15 protein-coding genes are annotated in these 19,814 nt (G+C 66.6%); 12 read left to right on the top strand and 3 right to left on the bottom strand.

Features of this window, described 5'->3' with window-relative positions; translation table 11 throughout:
- Nucleotides 1-831 precede the first annotated feature (831 nt).
- The 10 genes from L1F06_RS02600 (at nucleotide 832) to L1F06_RS02555 (ending at nucleotide 13,556) form a co-directional block, all read left to right on the top strand.
- A complete protein-coding gene (locus tag L1F06_RS02600; protein ID WP_004373010.1) occupies nucleotides 832-2,037 on the top strand; it encodes a quaternary amine ABC transporter ATP-binding protein in 1,206 nt (401 codons plus the stop codon).
- Nucleotides 2,030-2,914, top strand: coding sequence for a choline ABC transporter permease subunit (gene choW, locus L1F06_RS02595; protein WP_004373012.1), 885 nt, complete (start codon nucleotides 2,030-2,032; stop codon nucleotides 2,912-2,914). Before L1F06_RS02600 ends, choW begins: the two co-directional genes overlap by 8 nt.
- 27 nt (nucleotides 2,915-2,941) lie before the next feature.
- Nucleotides 2,942-3,886, top strand: a complete 945-nt coding sequence (locus L1F06_RS02590) for a choline ABC transporter substrate-binding protein (RefSeq protein ID WP_004373014.1) — start codon at nucleotides 2,942-2,944, stop codon at nucleotides 3,884-3,886.
- Between the two features lie 196 nt (nucleotides 3,887-4,082).
- Nucleotides 4,083-4,934 carry a glycine betaine ABC transporter substrate-binding protein gene (locus tag L1F06_RS02585; protein ID WP_129481917.1) on the top strand — a complete coding sequence of 284 codons (852 nt, stop codon included), beginning with the start codon at nucleotides 4,083-4,085 and terminating at the stop codon, nucleotides 4,932-4,934.
- A 184-nt stretch (nucleotides 4,935-5,118) separates the two neighbouring features.
- Complete coding sequence (betI, locus tag L1F06_RS02580; protein WP_004373018.1) at nucleotides 5,119-5,709, top strand: transcriptional regulator BetI; 591 nt, start codon at nucleotides 5,119-5,121, stop codon at nucleotides 5,707-5,709.
- Between the two features lie 310 nt (nucleotides 5,710-6,019).
- A complete protein-coding gene (gene betB / locus L1F06_RS02575) occupies nucleotides 6,020-7,492 on the top strand; it encodes a betaine-aldehyde dehydrogenase (RefSeq protein WP_129481918.1) in 1,473 nt (490 codons plus the stop codon).
- A 79-nt stretch (nucleotides 7,493-7,571) separates the two neighbouring features.
- Nucleotides 7,572-9,269, top strand: a complete 1,698-nt coding sequence (gene betA / locus L1F06_RS02570) for a choline dehydrogenase (protein ID WP_129481919.1) — start codon at nucleotides 7,572-7,574, stop codon at nucleotides 9,267-9,269.
- Between the two features lie 160 nt (nucleotides 9,270-9,429).
- Nucleotides 9,430-10,854: a multidrug transporter subunit MdtD gene (gene mdtD, locus L1F06_RS02565; RefSeq protein ID WP_129481920.1), complete on the top strand. Its 1,425-nt coding sequence runs from the start codon at nucleotides 9,430-9,432 to the stop codon at nucleotides 10,852-10,854.
- Between the two features lie 49 nt (nucleotides 10,855-10,903).
- Nucleotides 10,904-12,280, top strand: coding sequence for an ATP-dependent RNA helicase DbpA (dbpA, locus tag L1F06_RS02560; RefSeq protein ID WP_129481921.1), 1,377 nt, complete (start codon nucleotides 10,904-10,906; stop codon nucleotides 12,278-12,280).
- A gap of 40 nt (nucleotides 12,281-12,320) precedes the next feature.
- Complete coding sequence (locus tag L1F06_RS02555) at nucleotides 12,321-13,556, top strand: diguanylate cyclase domain-containing protein (RefSeq protein ID WP_129481922.1); 1,236 nt, start codon at nucleotides 12,321-12,323, stop codon at nucleotides 13,554-13,556.
- Here L1F06_RS02555 and L1F06_RS02550 read toward each other — a convergent pair whose 3' ends face one another.
- The gene (locus tag L1F06_RS02550; RefSeq protein WP_129482041.1) at nucleotides 13,557-14,291 is read right to left on the bottom strand and encodes a substrate-binding periplasmic protein; all 735 of its coding nucleotides are present in this window, start codon (nucleotides 14,289-14,291) and stop codon (nucleotides 13,557-13,559) included. It lies immediately after the preceding gene.
- A gap of 207 nt (nucleotides 14,292-14,498) precedes the next feature.
- Here L1F06_RS02550 and L1F06_RS02545 point away from each other — a divergent pair, with 207 nt between their 5' ends.
- On the top strand, nucleotides 14,499-15,683 hold the full coding sequence (locus tag L1F06_RS02545) for a BaiN/RdsA family NAD(P)/FAD-dependent oxidoreductase (protein ID WP_011920713.1): 1,185 nt from the start codon (nucleotides 14,499-14,501) through the stop codon (nucleotides 15,681-15,683).
- 258 nt (nucleotides 15,684-15,941) lie between these two features.
- Entirely contained in the window at nucleotides 15,942-17,756 is a 1,815-nt protein-coding gene (locus L1F06_RS02540) for an SLC13 family permease (RefSeq protein ID WP_004373038.1), read from the top strand.
- 7 nt (nucleotides 17,757-17,763) lie between these two features.
- Here the strand turns inward: L1F06_RS02540 and L1F06_RS02535 are convergent, their stop codons facing one another.
- Nucleotides 17,764-18,399: a dioxygenase family protein gene (locus L1F06_RS02535; protein WP_096827581.1), complete on the bottom strand. Its 636-nt coding sequence runs from the start codon at nucleotides 18,397-18,399 to the stop codon at nucleotides 17,764-17,766.
- A gap of 253 nt (nucleotides 18,400-18,652) precedes the next feature.
- Nucleotides 18,653-19,774 (bottom strand): alanine dehydrogenase, encoded by a 1,122-nt coding sequence (gene ald / locus L1F06_RS02530; protein ID WP_129481923.1) that lies wholly within the window; start codon nucleotides 19,772-19,774, stop codon nucleotides 18,653-18,655.
- Nucleotides 19,775-19,814 lie beyond the last annotated feature (40 nt).

Raw genomic sequence — 19,814 nt, 5'->3', positions numbered from 1 at the left:
ACGGTCATCTTGCGCCCAGCGCTACCTTTTCGGCGCCTTTCGGCACATCCCGACCCGTCCTTGTAAATTTTTTTCAACATCGCCACAGCCCCCGCGGCATGCCGCCTGCGCCTCGCTTGGCGAGCCGCGAAGCAAGCCCGGCGCGGCTTTGAGCCTTGGCCAAGGGACAAAAAAGTCTGTTAAGGTTTTTAAAGCGCGTTCTCGATATCCCTTTCCGTCAGCTGCGACAGGGCCCGCTCGAAACGACAAAACGAGCAGCCCGGCCAAGGCCGGAAAGAGGGGAGAACAAGCGGCGTGACGAGGCATGTCGTCGCCCAGCACGTCAGGGTCGCAAACCGATAATTGCGCAGACCCCAAGACTATATCGTTGAGTCAGCCGACAACGTCGCTGCCGCGCTCACCAGAGGCGGCAGACCGGGGCCCACCGCCCCGGACCGAAGAACATATAAGCGCTGGCCCACCTTCGAATCGGGCGCCAGCCCAACAAGAAATTTCGGATGTACGCATGCTCCAGGAAGGAGCATGAAATCCCAAGGGAATGGGCTTCGAAACACTGCCAGAGGGTTCGGAAAGCGGTTTGCAGCACGGCAAGGCCAAGGTCACTCACCAGGGAAATCGACAACGCAGCGAGCAGGCTCGGCCTCGGGTCGCGTGCGTTGCAGCGTGCCCGAGTGTCTCAGTCCCTGCCTGCCGCCAGGCCCCTTCCAACCCCCGACATTCAGCAAACACCCACACAGGTATCAGAGGCCTGACGCAGCTGTTCTACGCTTCGACGATGCGTACCCGGCCGTGTCAGCGCGAACTGGATATCGATTGAAGGGGAAACGTCCCATGCAGTCTGGAAAGATCGTGGTCGAACACCTGTACAAGGTTTTCGGCCCCAACCCACAAGAAGCCATCGACCTGCTCAAGGAAGGCTGGAGCAAGGAGCGGATTCTTGCCGAGAAAGGCGCCGTGATCGGCGTGAGCGATGTGTCGTTCAGCGTCGAGGAGGGCGAGATCTTCGTTCTCATGGGCTTGTCCGGTTCCGGCAAGTCCACCCTGATCCGTCTGATCAACCGCCTGGTCGAACCCAGCGCCGGCGACGTCTACATCGACGGACAGAACGTGGCCAAGCTGCCGCAATCGCAACTGATCGACCTGCGTCGCCGTGACATGAGCATGGTCTTCCAGTCCTTTGCCCTGATGCCTTCGCGCAGCGTGCTGGACAACGCCGCGTTCGGCCTGGAAGTGGCCGGCGTCGGCCGCAAGGAGCGCGAGAAGCGCGCCATGGAAGTACTCAAGCAGGTCGGCCTGGATACCTTCGCCCACAAGTATCCGCACGAGCTGTCCGGCGGCATGCAGCAGCGCGTCGGCCTGGCCCGCGCACTGACGGTGAACCCGTCGATGATCATCATGGACGAGGCCTTCTCCGCCCTCGATCCGCTCAAGCGCCGCGAGATGCAGGACGTGCTGCTGGAGCTGCAGAAGACCCACCGCCGCACCATCATCTTCGTCTCCCACGACATCGAGGAAGCCATGCGCATCGGTACCCGCATCGGCATCATGGAAGGCGGCAGGCTGATCCAGGTCGGCACCCCGCAGGAGCTGATCGAGAAGCCGGCCAACGAGTACGTGCGCAACTTCTTCGACACCGTGGACACCAGCCGCTACCTCACCGCCGGCCAGCTCAAGGCCGACAGCGTGCCCACCTACGTGCACAACGGCAGGGCGCCGGACGCAGCGAAGATCTGCAAGGAGCTGCAGGCGCTGGACAAGCACTACGCCTTCATCGTCGACGAGGACAACCATTTCCAGGGCTCCATCAGCCTGGAGAAGATCGCCCTGATGGTCGACGGCGACGAGCCCAGACCTCTTGAAGCCAACGTCCTCAAGCAGGTGGTGCCGGTGCCGGAAGACATGCCGCTGGAAGACGTCATCAGTCGCCTGGTGGACAACGAGGGGCCGATTCCGGTGGTCGATGCCGAAGGTCATTACTGCGGTGCCATCAGCAAGGGCCGTCTGCTGACCCGCCTGCAGGGGGAATCCCATGAGTGACAAGAAACTCGACCTGGGCAGCTGGGTCAACGACGTGGTCCAGCACCTGCTGGACAACTACAGCGGCGCCTTCGACAGCATCGGCAAGCTGGTCAGCGGCTTCTCCGAGGGTATCGAGAACCTGCTGATGCTGCCGCCGGCCTGGCTGCTCATCGCCATCTTCGTCGGCCTCGGCCTGTGGCGCATCGGCATGCGCTTCGCGATCTTCACCGCGGTGGCCTTCATCCTCATCGTCATGACCGGCTTCTGGGAGCAGACCGTGGTCACCCTCGGCCTGACCTTCTCCTCCACCCTGATCAGTCTGTTGCTGGGCATCCCGCTGGGCATCTGGGCAGCCAAGAGCGAGCGCGTGGCCACCATCATCCGGCCGGTGCTCGACTTCATGCAGACCATGCCGGCCTTCGTCTACCTGATCCCGGCGGCCATGCTGTTCGGTCTCGGCCGCGTCCCCGGCATCATCGCCACGGTGATCTTCGCCATGCCGCCGGCCGTGCGTCTGACCAGCCTGGGGATTCGCCAGGTGAACAAGGAAATCGTCGAGGCGGGCCAGTCCTTCGGCTGCACCAGCCGCCAGCTGCTGTTCAAGGTGCAGCTGCCCAACGCCATGCCGTCGATCATGGCCGGGGTCAACCAGACCATCATGATGGCCCTGTCGATGGTGATCATCGCCTCGATGGTGGGCGCCGGCGGCCTGGGCAACGATGTGCTGGCGAGCATCCAACGTCTGGACATCGGGCTAGGCTTCGAGAGTGGCATGGCCGTGGTGCTGCTGGCGATCATCCTCGACCGCATCACCGAGAGTTTCGGCACCAAGCAGACCGCCAAGCGTGGCGTGTTCGCCTGGTTCAGCGGCAAGCTGCAGCGCCAGTCCTCCTAATCCGTTTCACTTCACAGGGAACCGCAGATGAAAACGATCAAGACCACCGCCGCCTTCGGTCTGCTGGCCTGCCTGCTGATGCAGGGCGCCATGGCCGCCGAGCCGGCCAGCTGCAAGCAGGTGCGCTTCGCCGAAATCGGCTGGGCCGATATCGCCGCCACCACTGGCGTGGCCATGACCCTGGTCGAAGGCCTGGGTTATCAGCCGCGCAAGATCATGGCCTCGGTTCCCATCGCCTTCACCGGGGTGAAGAACGGCCAGGTCGATGCCTTCCTCGGCTACTGGGCGCCCTCGATGGACGCGGTGATCGAGCCGTTCCTCAAGGACGGCGGCGTCAAGGTCCTGGAGAAACCCAACCTCGAAGGCGCCAAGTACACCCTGGCGGTGCCCACCTATGCCGCCGAGGCCGGTCTGAAGAGCTTCCAGGACATCGCCAAGTTCAAGGATCAGCTGGGCGGCAAGATCTACGGCATCGAGCCCGGCAATGACGGCAACCTGCTGATCGAAGGCATGATCAAGAGCGATCAGTTCGGCCTCGGCAGCTTCCGCATGATCGAGTCCAGCGAAGCCGGCATGCTGGTGCAGGTATCGCGCGCCATCAAGAAGAAGGAGCCGGTGGTGTTCCTCGGCTGGGCGCCGCACCCGATGAACACTCAGCACGACATCACCTACCTGTCCGGTGGCGACGACGTGTTCGGCCCCGACTATGGCGCAGCCAAGGTCTACACCGTGGTGCCGCCGGATTACGAAGCGCGCTGCGCCAACGTCGGCAAGCTGCTGAACAACCTGCAGTTCACCGTCGAGATCGAAAGCCAGCTGATGGAAAAGGTGCTGGAGAAGGAAAACCCGCAGAACGTCGCCAAGGAGTGGATCAAGGCCAACCCGGCGATCCTCGACCAGTGGCTGAGCGGCGTTACCACCTTCGACGGACAGGACGGCGTCGCCGCCGTGAAGAAACACGTCGGGCTGTAACCGGCCACGACCCGATTCGGGCTCGCAAGAGCCCGGAAACCTCCTCGCTGAACCTTAGCGGCCGATTTGGCCGTGACGGGGGAGGTTATGCCCGCGAACCGGCAACCTGCTGCGCAACACGGTTCGCAAGGCCCGCAATGAGAACGAGCCAGTCAACGATTTTGCAACTGCCACTCAACTGACGGAGCACCAAAACATGCGCGTATTCAAACACCTCTGCCTTGGCGCTGCCGCCCTGGCCATCGGCATGGGCAGCGCCCTGGCCGCCGACAAACCCACCTTGAAGATCGGCTACGTCAACGGCTGGGACGACAGCGTCGCCGTCACCCACGTCGCCGGTGAAATCCTGCAAAGCAAACTCGGCTACACGGTCGAACTGAAGCCGGTCGAACCCGCCATCATGTGGCAGGGCGTGGCCCGCGGCGACCTGGACGCCACCCTCTCCGCCTGGCTGCCGGCCACCCATGGCGAGTACTACGAGAAGCTCAAGGACAAGGTGGAAGTGCTTGGCACCAACTACTCCGGCGCCAAGATCGGCCTGATCGTGCCGGATTACGTCGAAGCCAAGACCATCGAAGACCTGGAGAAGTACGCCAAGGACTTCGACGGCAAGATCACCGGCATCGACGCCGGCGCTGGCGTGATGCGCCGCACCGAAGACGCCATCAAGGAATACAACCTGGCCAGCATCAAGCTGATGCCCAGCTCCGGCCCGGCCATGGCCACCGCCCTGACCCGTGCCGAGAAGGCGCAGAAGCCGATCGTGGTCACCGGCTGGATCCCGCACTGGATGTTCGCCAAGTGGAAGCTGCGCTTCCTCGAAGACCCGAAGAAGGTCTACGGCGATGACGAACGCGTCGACACCGTGGCCAACCCGGAACTCAAGGGCAAGGCGGCCGATGCCGCGGCCTTCCTCGCCAAGCTGTCCTGGAGCGGCGAAGAAGTCGGTGCGGTGATGCTGGCCATCCGCGAAGGCGCCAAGCCGGAGCAGGCTGCCAAGGACTGGATCGCCGCCAACCCGGAGCGCGTCGACAGCTGGCTGAAGTAACGCCGCCCCGGTAACGCGACAAAGCGGGCTGCGGCCCGCTTTGTCGTTTCCGCAGCCACGGGTACCCGATAAGCCCGTGCGCACGGCAAAGGTGGCCCGCGACTCCCTCTCCCGCCTCCCTTGATTGATCGAACGATCAAAATCCGCCTAGACTCCGGCGCAACTTTCCTCGCTGGAGATCCCCATGCCCAAGGTCGGCATGCAGCCCATTCGCCGTTCGCAACTGATCGCCGCCACCCTGGAAGCCGTCGACCAGGTCGGCATGGCCGATGCCAGCATTGCCTATATCGCCCGCCTGGCCGGGGTGTCGAACGGCATCATCAGCCATTATTTCAACGACAAGAACGGGCTGCTCGAGGCGACCATGCGCCACCTGATGCAGGCGCTCAGCGCCGCGGTGGGCAAGCGTCGTCGTGCATTGGACGAAGACAGCCCGCGCGCCCACCTGCGCGCGATGATCGACGGCAACTTCGACGACAGCCAGGTCAGCGGGCCGGCGATGAAGACCTGGCTGGCGTTCTGGGCCAGCAGCATGCACCAGCCGGCCCTGCGCCGCCTGCAGCGGGTCAACGACCACCGCCTCTATTCCAACCTGTGCGGCCAGTTCCGCCGGGTTTTGCCGCAGGACCAGGCCCGCTTCGCCGCCCGCGGCCTGGCCTCGCTGATCGACGGCCTGTGGCTGCGCGGTGCGCTTTCCGGCGAAGCCTTCGACACCGAACAGGCACGCCGCATCGCCTACGACTACCTCGACCTGCAGTTGAACAAAGCCCGCTAGCCTGTGGCGAAGGCGCGTCGGGGGCGGCGGTCCACTTTGGGTTTGATGGGCTGAAGCCCACCCTACAGCCCACCCAGGCCAATCCACGGGCTGCGGGCAACGCTCCGTAGGGTGCGCTGTGCGCACCAGCCTCCCCCCAAATCCCCCAGCACACTCCCGCACAGAAGGTGCGCGACCTCGCGACATCCTGCAGACGACTGGCGCCCGCCATGTCGCTTTTGGTCACGCCGGGTCGCTTTTATTGATTGATCGTTCAATCTAAATAAAATAGGCTGTTTTCTAGCCAATCATTCGCGCCAGAGGACAGCCCATGCCCCGTTTCGCCGAACAGCAGCTCTACATCGGTGGCCAGTACGTCGCCGCCAGCAGCGGCCAGACCTTCGACAGCATCAACCCGGCCACCGGTGAAGTGCTGGCCAAGGTGCAGCGCGCCAGCCAGGCCGATGTCGACCGCGCAGTGGCCAGCGCTGCCGAGGGGCAGAAGGTGTGGGCGGCGATGACCGCCATGCAGCGCTCGCGCATCCTGCGCCGCGCCGTGGACATCCTGCGCGAGCGCAACGACGAGCTGGCCGAGCTGGAAACCCTCGACACCGGCAAGCCGCTTTCCGAAACCCGCTACGTCGACATCGTCACCGGCGCCGACGTGCTGGAGTACTACGCCGGCCTGATCCCGGCCATTGAGGGCGAGCAGATCCCCCTGCGCGAATCCTCCTTCGTCTACACCCGCCGCGAACCGCTGGGCGTGGTCGCCGGTATCGGCGCGTGGAACTACCCGATCCAGATCGCCCTGTGGAAATCCGCCCCGGCCCTGGCCGCCGGCAACGCGATGATCTTCAAGCCCAGCGAAGTGACCTCGCTGACCGCGCTGAAACTGGCCGAGATCTACACCGAGGCCGGTCTGCCCGCCGGCGTGTTCAACGTGCTCACCGGCAGCGGCCGCGAAGTCGGCCAGTGGCTGACCGAACATCCGGGCATCGAGAAGGTGTCCTTCACCGGCGGCACCGTCACCGGCAAGAAGGTGATGGCCAGCGCCTCCAGCTCCAGCCTCAAGGAAGTGACCATGGAGCTGGGCGGCAAGTCGCCGCTGATCGTGTTCGAAGACGCCGACCTCGACCGCGCCGCCGATATCGCGGTGATGGCCAACTTCTACAGCTCCGGCCAGGTGTGCACCAACGGCACCCGCGTGTTCGTGCCGCGCATGCTGCAGGCGCGCTTCGAGGCCAAGGTGCTGGAGCGGGTCAAGCGCATCCGCCTCGGCGATCCGCTGGATGACACCACCAACTTCGGCCCGCTGGTCAGCTACGCGCACATGGAGAGCGTGCTCGGCTACATCGAGAAAGGCCGCAGCGAGGGTGCACGCCTGCTGATCGGCGGCGCGCGCGTCAGCGACGGCGATTACGCCAAGGGCGCCTACGTCGCCCCCACCGTGTTCACCGATTGCCGGGACGACATGACCATCGTGCGCGAGGAAATCTTCGGCCCGGTGATGAGCATCCTCATCTACGACAGCGAAGAGGAAGTAATCCGCCGCGCCAACGATACCGACTACGGCCTCGCCGCCGGCGTGGTGACCCGCGACCTGAACCGCGCGCACCGGGTGATCCACAAGCTGGAAGCCGGCATCTGCTGGATCAACACCTGGGGCGAATCGCCGGCCGAAATGCCGGTGGGCGGCTACAAGCAATCCGGCGTCGGCCGCGAGAACGGCCTGGTCACCCTCGGCCATTACACCCGCATCAAGTCGGTGCAGGTCGAGCTGGGCGGCTACAGCTCGGTGTTCTGACCGAACAGCCCGTAGCCCGGATGCAATCCGGGTGCTGCCCGACACTTTCCCGGATCGCATCCGGGCTACAGGAGCGCCCATGTCGCACGAATTCGATTACATCATCATCGGCGCCGGTTCGGCCGGTAACGTCCTGGCCACCCGCCTGACCGAAGACGCCGACGTCAGCGTGCTGCTGCTGGAAGCCGGCGGCCCCGACTATCGCCTGGATTTCCGCACCCAGATGCCCGCCGCCCTGGCCTTTCCGCTGCAGGGCCGGCGCTACAACTGGGCCTACGAGACCGACCCCGAGCCGCACATGAACAACCGCCGCATGGAGTGCGGACGCGGCAAGGGCCTGGGCGGCTCCTCACTGATCAACGGCATGTGCTACATCCGCGGCAATGCCCTGGACTTCGACAACTGGGCCAAGGCCAAGGGCCTGGAAGACTGGACCTACCACGACTGCCTGCCCTACTTCCGCAAGGCGGAAAGCCGCGACATCGGCCCCAACGACTACCACGGCGGCGACGGCCCGGTCAGCGTGACCACGCCCAAGGCCGGCAACAACCCGCTGTTCCACGCCATGGTCGAGGCCGGCGTGCAGGCCGGCTACCCGCGTACCGATGACCTCAACGGCTACCAGCAGGAAGGCTTCGGCCCGATGGACCGCACCGTCACCCCGCAGGGCCGCCGCGCCAGCACCGCGCGGGGCTACCTGGACCAGGCTCGGGCGCGCCCCAACCTGACCATCGTCACCCATGCCACCACCGACCGCATCCTGTTCGACGGCAAGCGCGCCAGCGGCGTCAGCTACCTGATCGGCAACGCCAACGAGCCCACCATTGCCCGTGCTCGTCGCGAAGTGCTGCTGTGCGCCGGCGCCATCGCCTCGCCGCAGATCCTGCAGCGCTCCGGCGTCGGCCCCGCCGCACTGCTGCGCGAGCTGGACATCGCCCTGGTGCACGAGCTGCCCGGCGTCGGCCAGAACCTGCAGGACCACCTGGAGATGTACCTGCAGTACGCCTGCACCCAGCCAGTGTCGCTGTACCCGGCACTCAAGCTGCTCAACCAGCCGGGCATCGGTGCGCAGTGGCTGTTCACCGGCAACGGCATCGGCGCCAGCAACCAGTTCGAGGCCGGCGGCTTCATCCGCACCCGTCCGGAGTTCGCCTGGCCCAACATCCAGTTCCACTTCCTGCCGGTGGCGATCAACTACAACGGCAGCAACGCGGTGAACGAGCACGGCTTCCAGGCCCACGTCGGCTCCATGCGCTCGCCCAGCCGCGGGCGCATCCAGCTCAAGTCGAAAGACCCGCGCCAGCACCCGAGCATCCTGTTCAACTACATGAGTCATGAGCAGGACTGGCAGGAGTTCCGCGACGCCATCCGCATCACCCGCGAGATCATGGCGCAGCCGGCGCTCGACCCCTACCGCGGCCGCGAGATCAGCCCCGGTATCGACTGCCAGAGCGACGCCGAACTGGATGCCTTCATCCGCGAACATGCGGAAACCGCCTTCCATCCGTCCTGCTCGTGCAAGATGGGCGAGGACGACATGGCGGTGGTCGACGGCCAGGGCCGCGTGCACGGCGTGCAGGGGCTGCGCGTGGTGGACGCCTCGATCATGCCGGAGATCATCACCGGCAACCTCAACGCCACCACCATCATGATGGCCGAGAAGATCGCCGACCGGATTCGCGGCCGTCAGCCGCTGCCGCGCAGCAACGCACCCTACTTCGTCGCCGGCGAGCGGCCGGTGCGCGGCCAACCGCAGCGCGCGGTATCGGCGGCCTGAGATGGCAGCGAGGGCCCAAGGCCTTTTGGCCAAGCGATTCGCTCCTGCCGGTCAGAGGCCCGTGTAGGAGCGAATTTATTCGCGTCAGCGCCGTCGAAGGAGAGCACTTCCCGCGATAATGGCGGAGCGGCCACAGCCGCCACTCACTGCCGGACGCCTCATGCAATCCACAGTCAGCCAACTCGACCCACGCACCGCCCGCCTGCTGCCCTGGATAGTCGCCATCGCCTTCTTCATGCAGACGCTGGACGGCACCATCCTCAACACCGCCCTGCCGAGCATGGCCGCCGACCTGGCCGAAGACCCGCTGCGCATGCAGTCGGTGGTGATCGCCTACATGCTCACCGTGGCCCTGCTGATTCCCGCCTCGGGCTGGATCGCCGACCGCTTCGGCACGCGGCGCATCTTCTTCGGCGCCATCGCCCTGTTCAGCCTGGGATCGCTGCTGTGCGCCCTGTCCACCTCCCTGCCGATGCTGGTAGGCGCACGCATTGTGCAGGGGCTTGGCGGCGCACTGATGATGCCGGTCGGGCGTCTGGTGGTGCTGCGCGCCTATCCGCGCTCGGAGCTGGTGCGGATCATGAGCTTCATCACCCTGCCCGGTCTGCTCGGCCCGCTGATCGGCCCGAGCCTGGGTGGCTGGCTGGTGGTGGTCGCCAGCTGGCACTGGATCTTCCTGATCAATCTGCCGGTGGGCCTGCTCGGCTGCTGGGCAGCGCTACGGCATATGCCGGATCTGCGCGGGCCGAGCCGCAGCCGCTTCGATACGCCGGGTTTTCTGCTGTTCGGCGCCGCCATGCTGCTGATCACCGTGGCCCTGGAGGGCCTGGGCGAGCTGCACCTGCCGACCATGCGCGTCACCCTTCTGCTGCTCGGCGGCCTGGCCTGCCTGGCCGCCTACTGGCTGCGCGCCGCGCGCATCGAGCAACCGCTGTTCGCGCCCAGGCTGTTTCACACCCGCAGTTTCGCCGTGGGCATCATCGGCAACCTGTTCGCGCGCCTGGGTAGCGGCGCCCTGCCCTTTCTCACGCCCCTGCTGCTGCAGCTGGCGCTGGGCTACTCGCCGGCGCAGGCCGGCATGAGCCTGATTCCCCTGGCGCTGGCCGCCATGGCGGTCAAGCCGCTGGCCAAGCCACTGATCGATCGTCTCGGCTACCGGCGCATCCTCACCAGCAATACCCTGCTGCTCGGCGCGCTGATCGCCAGCCTGGCGCTGGTCGACGGGCAGACCTCGACGCTGCAGCTGATCGTCCAGCTGAGCCTGATCGGCGCCTGCAACTCGCTGCAGTTCACCGCGATGAACACCGTGACCCTGATCGATCTGGACAACCGCGACGCCAGCAGCGGCAACGGCCTGCTGTCGGTGGTGGTGCAACTGGCAATGGGCCTGGGCGTCGCCTCGGCAGCCGCGCTGCTCGGCGGTTTCAGCCGCGAGTTCAGCGGCGACGAGCAGATTCTCCGGGCGTTTCAGGCCACCTATCTGTGCGTCGGCTTGCTGTCGATGCTGGCAGCGGCGATCTTCCTCCAGCTCGACCCGGCCGACGGCCGCCGCGCCAGGCCGCTCGACGTACCACCGGAAGACTAGGCCGGCCTGCTACACTGCCGGCCTGTTTCGCCAGCCCCGAGCCCCAGTCGTGACCACCAACGCCTTCGCCAGTCTGCCCCTGTCCGCCGCCATGCAGGCCAACCTCGCCGCCATCGGCTATGCCGAGATGACGCCGATCCAGGCCGCCAGCCTGCCGCTGATCCTCAAGGGCCGCGACCTGATCGCCCAGGCCAAGACCGGCAGCGGCAAGACCGCGGCCTTCGGCATCGGCCTGCTGCATCCGCTCAACCCGCGCTATTTCGGCTGCCAGGCACTGGTGCTGTGCCCGACCCGCGAACTGGCCGACCAGGTGGCCAAGGAAATCCGCCGCCTGGCCCGCGCCGCCGACAACATCAAGGTGCTGACCCTCTGCGGCGGCGTGCCCTTCGGCCCGCAGATCGGCTCGCTGGAGCACGGCGCCCACGTCATCGTCGGCACCCCGGGGCGGATCCAGGAGCATCTGCGCAAGGGCACGCTCAAGGTCGACGGCCTCAATACCCTGGTGCTCGACGAGGCCGACCGCATGCTCGACATGGGTTTCGTCGACAGCATCAGCGAGATCATCGAACAGACCCCGGCGCGCCGGCAGACCCTGCTGTTCTCCGCCACCTACCCGGCCGGCATCGAGCAGCTCGCCGCGCGCTTTCTGCGCACGCCCGAGCGGGTCGAAGTCGAGGCGCAGCACGATGACGGGCAGATCGAGCAACGCTTTTACGAAATCGCCCCCGCCCAGCGCATGGAGGCGGTCAGCACCCTGCTGCGGCATTTTCGCAAGCAGCCGGTGGTAGCCTTCTGCGCCACCCGCCAGCAGTGCGACGAGCTGGCCGCGCAGCTGGAGGCGGAAAAGATCTCCGCCGCCGCCCTGCACGGTGACCTGGAGCAACGCGACCGCGACCAGATCCTGGCACTGTTCGCCAATCGCAGCCTCAGCGTGCTGGTGGCCACCGACGTGGCCGCACGCGGCCTGGATATCGCCGGCCTGGAGATGGTGATCAACGTCGAGCTGTCGCGCGATGCCGAGGTGCATATCCACCGCATCGGCCGCAGCGGCCGCGCTGGCGAGAAAGGCCTGGCGCTGAGCCTGGTGGCACCGGCCGAGGCCGGCCGGGCCCAGGCCATCGAAGCCCTGCAGGGCAGGGAACTGGCCTGGTACCCGCTGCCGGCGGCCAAGGCAAGCGGCGAGCCGCTGCTGCCGCCGATGCACACGCTGTGCATCGCGGCCGGGCGCAAGGACAAACTGCGCCCCGGCGACATCCTCGGTGCGCTGACCGGCGATGCCGGGCTGCCCGGCAGCCAGGTGGGCAAGATCGCCCTGTTCGATTACCAGGCCTATGTCGCGGTGGAGCGCGACGTGGCACGCCAGGCACTCAAGCGCCTGAGCGAAGGCAAGATCAAGGGGCGCTCGCTGCGCGTGCGTCTACTGTAAGTCGATACGAGGCCTGACGGCCTGCTGCGGGGAGTCGTGCATGCGCAATATCCTGGTGATCGAAGACAGCCCGCTGGTGCTGAAGATTCTCGAACATCTGTTCCGCCAGGAACCGGATCTGCAACCGGTGTTCTGCGCCTCCCTGGGCGAAGCCGAGGTGATGCTGGAAACCTCCGCCGGGCTGTTCTTCGCCGCCATCGCCGACCTGCACCTGCCGGACGCCCCCAACGGCGAGAGCGTCGATCTGGTGATGCGCTATCACCTGCCGTGCATCGTGCTCAGCGGCAGCTACAACGAGCAGCGGCGCGACGATCTGCTGGCCAAGGGCGTGGTCGATTACGTGCTCAAGGAGAGCCAGCACTCCTACGAATACGCCTTCCGCCTGCTGCACCGGCTCGACAGCAACAGCCATATCAAGATCCTGGTCGCCGACGACTCCGACACCACCCGCCACTACATCCGCAACATCCTCACCCCGCACCGCTACCAGGTTCTGGAGGCGCGCGACGGCAAGGAGACCCTGCGCCTGCTCGGCGAGCAGCCGGACATCGACCTGCTGGTGCTGGACCACGCCATGCCCGGCGTCAGCGGCTTCGAACTGGTCAAGCTGCTGCGGCAGAAGCTCAGGCGCAACGATCTGATCATCATCGGCGTATCCGCCGACCCCAAGGGCTCGCTCAGTGCGCAGTTCATCAAGCACGGCGCCGATGACTTCCTGCGCAAGCCGTTCTGCCCCGAGGAGCTCAACTGCCGGGTGATGTCCACCCTCGAGCGCCGCGACCTGCTGCGCGCGCTGAAACAGGCCGCGCAGTTCGACGCGCTGACCGGGCTGAACAACCGCCGCGCCTTCTACGAGCAGGGTCTGCAGCTGCTGCAGCAGGCGCAGCGCGAGGGCCGTGAAGTCAGCGTGGCGATGCTCGACCTCGATCACTTCAAGCAGATCAACGATGGTTTCGGCCATGCCAGCGGCGACAGCGCCCTGGTGGTGTTCGCCCGCGCCCTGTCCGCGACCCTTCCGCAGATGCTGCTGGGCCGCCTGGGCGGCGAGGAATTCGCCCTGCTCAGCCTGGACGAGGCCGACCGGGTAGAGGCCGCACTGGACGAGCTGCGCCACCAGTGCGCGGCCCTGCATTACGCAGCCGGCGCCCCGCCGCTGTCGTTCAGCGCCGGCCTCTACCGCGGCGAACCGGACGATCTGGAAAGCCTGCTGCACGAAGCCGACGTCCGCCTGTACCGGGCCAAGCAGCAGGGGCGCGCACGCACGGTACGAGGCTGATCAAAAACCGTGGCGTTCGAGCGTCGCGGCGTAGCTGCCATCCTCGCGCATGGTCTGGATCGCCCGGTCGAAGCGCGTGGCGATCTGGCGGTGCTCGGGGTGGCCTAGGCGCACCAGGATATGCAGGCCGTTCTCGCTCAACGGCAGCGGCAGGAACTCCAGTTCGCCGCGAATGGCCCGCAGCTCGCGACCGAGGTGATAGCGCGCCACCAGTTCGTCCTCCAGGGCCAGTTGCACCCGCCCGGCGTGCAGCATGCGCGCGGCGTTCTCGAAGCTGACGGCGCCCACCTTGCGCAGCTGCTCGTCGCTGTCGAATGCCTTGGCGTAGGCATAACCGCGCACTACCGCGATGCGATGGGGATACAGGTCGCTCAGGCTGGCGAAACGGATGCCGCTGCCCTTGCGCTGCAGGAAGCGAACGCGGTTGACCAGATACGGCTGCGAGTAATGCCCGAAGGCTTCGCGATCGGCGCTGTACCAGGCGTTGATCAGCACGTCGTAATCGCCGCGCTGCAGCCCCCAAACCGCTCGCTCCCAGGGCACCTCGGCATAGTGGCTGTCGTAGCCCGCCCGTTTCAGGGCCTGCACCACCAGGTCGCTGGCCAGCCCGTTGGCAGGCAGGCGGCGGTCGGTGAAGGGTGGCCAGGGGTCGGCCACCAGCCGTAGCGGCTCGGCCAGCGCCAGAAGAGGCGGCAACAGCAACAGCGGCAGAAGCCAGGTGCGCACTGCGGGCATCGGCATTGATCCATCCTGAGAAGCCAGCCTGTAGTGATAGCAGGCGCGACGAATAGCGTCACTGTTTCATATTTGATACAGCTGCGCAGCCTTTATCGGTCATTCTCCCGCTGGCCGCCGGAACCGGCGACGCAGAGCGGCTTCGGGTAAACTGCGCCGGTCTTCGCGCAGCCCTGCCTGCGCCCGCGAACCGTCAGAGGAAATGTCGTGTTGCAAACCGAGGTACTGATCATCGGCGCCGGCGCCGCCGGCCTGATGTGCGCCGCTACCGCCGCCGCCCGCGGCCGGCGCGTGCTGGTGCTGGACCACGCCAACAAGGCCGGCAAGAAGATCCTCATGTCCGGCGGCGGGCGCTGCAATTTCACCAATATGTATTGCGAGCCGGGCAACTTTCTCTCGCAGAACCCGCACTTCTGCAAATCCGCCCTGGCGCGCTTCACCCAGTGGGATTTCATCGGCCTGGTGGCCAAGCACGGCGTGCCCTACCACGAGAAGAAACTCGGCCAGCTGTTCTGCGACAACAAGTCCAGCGACATACTCGAACTGCTGCTGGCCGAGTGCAGCGATGCCGGCGCGGAGATTCGCCTGAACACCGCGGTGCACGCCATCGCCAGAACCGAAGGGGGTTTCCTGCTGCAGACCGATCTCGGCGAGGTCACCTGCCAGTCGCTGGTGATCGCCTGCGGCGGGCTGTCCATTCCCACCTTGGGCGCCACCGGCTTCGGTTATCAGGTGGCCAGGCAGTTCGGCCACGAGGTGCTGCCGACCCGTGCCGGGCTGGTGCCTTTCACCCTTACCGATCCGCAGCTCAAGACGCTGTGCACGGAGCTGTCCGGGACCTCGGTGGAAGACTGCCTGGTGAGCTGCAATGGCCAGAGCTTCAAGGAGAACATCCTGTTCACCCACCGCGGCCTGTCCGGCCCGGCGATCCTGCAGATCTCCTCCTACTGGCAGCCGGGCGACACCCTGCACATCGACCTGCTGCCGCATATCGACCTGCCCGAGTGGCTGGCGACGCAGCAGCGCGAGCGCGGCAACAGCGAGCTGAAAACCCTGCTGGCCGAGCTCTTCACCAAGAAGATGGCGGCCCTGCTGGTGGACAGCTGGTTCGCCAACAAGCCGCTGAAGCAGTACACCCCGGGCGAACTCAAGGCGATTGCCGAGCGCTTGTCCGACTGGCAACTGGTACCGGCCGGCACCGAGGGCTACCGCACCGCCGAAGTGACCCTGGGCGGAGTGGACACCCGCGAGGTGTCGTCCAAGACCCTGGAATCGCTCAAGGTGCCGGGGCTGTACTTCATCGGCGAGGTGCTGGACGTCACCGGCCACCTCGGCGGCTTCAACTTCCAGTGGGCCTGGGCCTCGGGCTACGCCGCCGCGCAGTACGTCTGAGGCATCCAACACGGCCTGGCGCCTAGGGTGCGCCGCGCGCACCAGTGCCGCCATCGCCGCCTGGCGAGCAACGGATTACCAAGCGTCCGGTGCGCCCTGCCTCGATCCTCGCCATTCTGCTCGGGGAACTGCCTGCGCGGCGCAAAGTCTGCTGAATACGGCGGGTGTCGTAGGGTGCGCCGTGCGCACCAATGCCCAGGCTCGCCGGCCACGCACAACCGGCATCTTTCGCGCCTCGCACAAGGACAGTTCCGCGCCATGACCCTCGACCAAGGCCTGATCTTCGCCATTCTCGTCGCCAGCATGGGGCTGTTCATCTGGGGCCGCTGGCGTCACGACGTGGTCGCCCTGGGCGCCCTGCTGGCCTGCGTGATCGCCGGTCTGGTGAAGGAGGAGGAGGCCTTCACCGGCTTCGGTCACCCGGCGGTGATCACCGTGGCCTGCGTGCTGGTGCTCAGTCACGGCCTGCAGAGCACCGGCGCGGTCAACCGCCTGGCCCAGCGCCTGCTGCCCAGCGGCGCCGGCGTGCTGCTGTCGCTCGCGGCGCTGACCGGTCTCGGCGCCCTGCTCTCGGCCTTCATGAACAACGTCGGGGCGCTCGCCCTGCTGATGCCCATCGCCCTGCAGATTGCCGCGCGCCTGGAATTGCCACCCGGCCGGGTGCTGATGCCGCTGGCCTTCGGCACCATCCTCGGCGGCATGACCACGCTGATCGGCACGCCGCCCAACCTGATCGTCTCCAGCTTCCGCGCGCAGCATGGCAATGGCCCGTTCGCCATGTTCGATTTCAGCCCGGTGGGCGTGGCGGTGGCGCTGGCCGGCGTGCTGTTCATCACCCTGCTCGGCTGGCGCCTGGTACCCAGACGCGAAGTGGGCAACGCCGCCAGCTTCGATACCGGCCGCTACCTCACCGAGGCGCGCGTCAAGGAAGGCGGCAAGGCCCAGGGCAAGACCCTGCGCGAGATCGAGCAGTTGCTCGACGAGGCCGACGCCCAGGTGGTGGCCATGGTACGCAACAAGCTGCGCCTGAGCGCGCCCAACCCGCGCCGCGTGCTGCAGGCCGACGACGTACTGGTGATCGAGGCCGATCCGCAGGAACTGGGTGAGGTGCTGGGCCAGCTCGACCTGCTGCTGGAGGCCGAACGCGAGGCCAAGGAAGCCGAGCAGCAGCGCAAGGACAACGGCGGCGAAACCGAGAAGAAGGAAGCCAACAGCGAGGAGCGCGGCCTGCTGGAGCTGCTGGTCAAACCCGACTCGCCGCTGATCGGCCGCTCCGCCAGCAGCACGCGCTTGCGCAGCCGTTACTCCATCAGCCTGCTGGCCATCTCCAGACAGAGCCACCGCTCGATCAAACGCCTGCGTTCGACCCTGATCCAGAGCGGCGATGTGCTGCTGATGCAGGGCAGCGCCGAGGACGTCAGCGAGTTCGCCAGCGACTACGGCTGCGTGCCGCTGGCCGCCCGCGCCATCAACATTCCCGATCCACGCCAGGCCAATCTGGCCCTGGGCGTGATGCTGCTGGCCATCGCCACGGCTGCCTTCGGCCTGCTCTCGGCCGCGGTAGCCTTCTCCGCCGGGGTGCTGGCCTACATGCTGCTGCGCCTGATCCCGCTGCGCGCGGTGTACGAAGCGGTCGACTGGCCGGTGATCGTGCTGCTCGGCGCGCTGATCCCGGTGGCCGGCGCCATGTCGGAAACTGGCGCCGCCGATCTGCTGGCGCGCGTGCTGATGGAGCATCTGGCCCAGGGCAATGCCATCGTCACCCTGACCCTGCTGCTGGTGGTGACCATGACCCTGTCGGATTTCATGAACAACGCCGCCACCGCCGCGGTGATGTGCCCCATTGCCCTCAGCGCCGCCAGCCAGCTCGGCGTCAGCCCCGACTCGCTGCTGATGGCGGTGGCCATCGGCGCCTCGTGCTCCTTCCTCACCCCCATCGGCCACCAGAACAACACCCTGATCCTCAGCCCCGGCGGCTTCCGTTTCGGCGACTACTGGCGCCTCGGCCTGCCGATGGAGATTCTCGTGGTGCTGGTCAGCGTGCCGCTGCTGCTCTGGGTCTGGCCGCTGTAGTCCATCGTCATGAGGCCGGGGTGACGCCGAGGACCACATCGAAGCGGGCAATCTGCTGGTTGACCTGCCCGCTCACCGGCACGAAAGGCACGATCAGCAGTTCGCGCAGGCGTGGATCGCGGATGGCGTTGAGCAGACCGTCGCGCTGGTTGCCCGGCTCGCCGCGGATATAGCACTGGGTGGCGAAGCGCGGCATGCCGGGCAGGGTCACCGCCAGGTGGATATGCGGGGTACGTCCGGGATAGGACACCGGGCGAATGGTGCGAAAGCCATAACGACCGTCCGCCGCCGTGACGAAGCGGCCATAGCCCTGAAAACCGGGGTCGAGCCGCTGGCGATCGCCGCCACGGCTGTGCAGATAGATGCCGTTGGCATCGACCTGCCAGATTTCCACCAGCGCCCCGGCCAGCGGCCGACCGCCGGCATCGAGGATCGAGCCGTGCAACTGCACGCGAATGCCGCGCGCCTCCTCGGCCCGGCCTTCGACCTGCACCAGATCGTTGTCGCTATCGAGCGGCAGTTGGTCGGGGTAGAAGGGGCCCAGCGTCTGCCGCGGCGTCAGCAGGCGCTCGGCCAGCACCAGCGAAGGGCTGGCCAGCAGGGCGCCGCCGGCGGCGAGCAGAAGATGGCGACGGCTGGACATGGTGCTTTCCTCCACGGCGCGGGTTCGCCTTCGAAGCGGCCAGCGTGGCCAGACCCGGTGGCGCTGTCTCGCAATCAGCCGCTGCCCGAACGGCTGCGGCCGCCCCATTTACCACCGTTCGCGCAGGTGGTGCGCGCAGCGCACCCTACGGATCGGCGCCCGTAGGGTGCGCCGTGCGCACCAACGCTCGAGATGCATCCTGCCCACCAGCATCGCCCTAATCGGTGCGCAGCGACAAACCGCCGCCAGGCCGCTACAGATGCTCCAGCACCCCGGCCGCCGACTGGAACGGCAAACCGTGAGCCTCGGCCACGCTGCCGCAGGTGATCACGCCCTTGGCCACGTTGAGCCCCGCCAGCAGGTGCGCATCCTCCTCCAGGGCCCGGCGCGTGCCCTTCTGCGCCAGCGCTATGACGAACGGCAGGGTGGCGTTGTTCAGCGCCAGGGTCGAGGTGCGCGCCACCGCGCCGGGCATGTTGGCCACACAGTAGTGCACCACCTCGTCGACCACGTAGGTCGGCTCGGCGTGGGTGGTGGCACGCGAGGTTTCGGCGCAACCGCCCTGGTCAATGGCCACGTCCACCAGCACCGCGCCGGCCTTCATCTGCCGCACCATTTCCGCCGTGATCAGCTTGGGCGCGGCGGCGCCGGGGATCAGCACCCCGCCGATCACCAGATCGGCCGCCAGCACCTGCTCACGCACCGCGGCGCGGGTCGAATAGAGGGTGGTGATGCGGCTGCCGTACAGCGAATCGAGCCGGCGCAGGGCATCGACGCTCTTGTCCAGCACCGTGACATCCGCCCCCAGGCCCACGGCCATCGCCAGGGCATGGCTGCCAACCACGCCGCCGCCAAGGATCACCACCTTGCCTGGCGCCACACCGGGCACGCCGCCCAGCAATACCCCGCGGCCGCCACGGGCCTTTTCCAGGCAGCTGGCACCGGCCTGGATCGACATGCGCCCGGCCACCTCGGACATGGGGGCCAGCAACGGCAGGCGCCCCTGGGCGTCGGTCACCGTCTCGTAGGCGATACAGGTGGCACCGCCGGCCATCAGCTCTTCAGTCTGCGCTCGATCCGGAGCCAGGTGCAGGTAGGTGAACAGGGTGTGATGCGGGCGCAGCTTGGCGCGCTCCACCGCCAGCGGCTCCTTGACCTTGACGATCAACTGCGCCTGCTGGAACACCTCGCCCGCGCTCGCGGCGATCTGCGCACCCGCCTCGCGGTAATCCTGGTCGGCAAAACCGATGGCAGCGCCGGCCAGGGTCTCCACCCAGACCTCATGACCCAGCGCGGCAAGTTCGGCCACTGACTGCGGGGTGAGGCCGACGCGGTATTCGTGATTCTTGATTTCCTTGGGTACGCCGATGCGCATAACGACCTCCGCTGGAAGGGTGCGTTGCCTTATCGAAGTC

Origin of the sequence: Pseudomonas hydrolytica, assembly GCF_021495345.1 — a bacterium.
Lineage (GTDB): Bacteria > Pseudomonadota > Gammaproteobacteria > Pseudomonadales > Pseudomonadaceae > Aquipseudomonas > Aquipseudomonas hydrolytica.
The sequence above is the reverse complement of the archived record's forward strand: the minus strand, read 5'-3'. Positions and strand labels throughout refer to the sequence as shown.

What these genes read in the sequence shown, in the direction of transcription:
- mdtD (WP_129481920.1), top strand. Translation starts at nt 9,430, where the DNA reads ATGCAATCCACAGTCAGCCAACTCGACCCACGCACCGCCCGCCTGCTG.
- betB (WP_129481918.1), top strand. Translation starts at nt 6,020, where the DNA reads ATGCCCCGTTTCGCCGAACAGCAGCTCTACATCGGTGGCCAGTACGTC.
- ald (WP_129481923.1), bottom strand. Translation starts at nt 19,774, where the DNA reads ATGCGCATCGGCGTACCCAAGGAAATCAAGAATCACGAATACCGCGTC.
- betI (WP_004373018.1), top strand. Translation starts at nt 5,119, where the DNA reads ATGCCCAAGGTCGGCATGCAGCCCATTCGCCGTTCGCAACTGATCGCC.
- L1F06_RS02540 (WP_004373038.1), top strand. Translation starts at nt 15,942, where the DNA reads ATGACCCTCGACCAAGGCCTGATCTTCGCCATTCTCGTCGCCAGCATG.
- L1F06_RS02590 (WP_004373014.1), top strand. Translation starts at nt 2,942, where the DNA reads ATGAAAACGATCAAGACCACCGCCGCCTTCGGTCTGCTGGCCTGCCTG.
- choW (WP_004373012.1), top strand. Translation starts at nt 2,030, where the DNA reads ATGAGTGACAAGAAACTCGACCTGGGCAGCTGGGTCAACGACGTGGTC.
- L1F06_RS02550 (WP_129482041.1), bottom strand. Translation starts at nt 14,291, where the DNA reads ATGCCCGCAGTGCGCACCTGGCTTCTGCCGCTGTTGCTGTTGCCGCCT.
- L1F06_RS02585 (WP_129481917.1), top strand. Translation starts at nt 4,083, where the DNA reads ATGCGCGTATTCAAACACCTCTGCCTTGGCGCTGCCGCCCTGGCCATC.
- L1F06_RS02555 (WP_129481922.1), top strand. Translation starts at nt 12,321, where the DNA reads ATGCGCAATATCCTGGTGATCGAAGACAGCCCGCTGGTGCTGAAGATT.
- L1F06_RS02600 (WP_004373010.1), top strand. Translation starts at nt 832, where the DNA reads ATGCAGTCTGGAAAGATCGTGGTCGAACACCTGTACAAGGTTTTCGGC.
- L1F06_RS02535 (WP_096827581.1), bottom strand. Translation starts at nt 18,399, where the DNA reads ATGTCCAGCCGTCGCCATCTTCTGCTCGCCGCCGGCGGCGCCCTGCTG.
- betA (WP_129481919.1), top strand. Translation starts at nt 7,572, where the DNA reads ATGTCGCACGAATTCGATTACATCATCATCGGCGCCGGTTCGGCCGGT.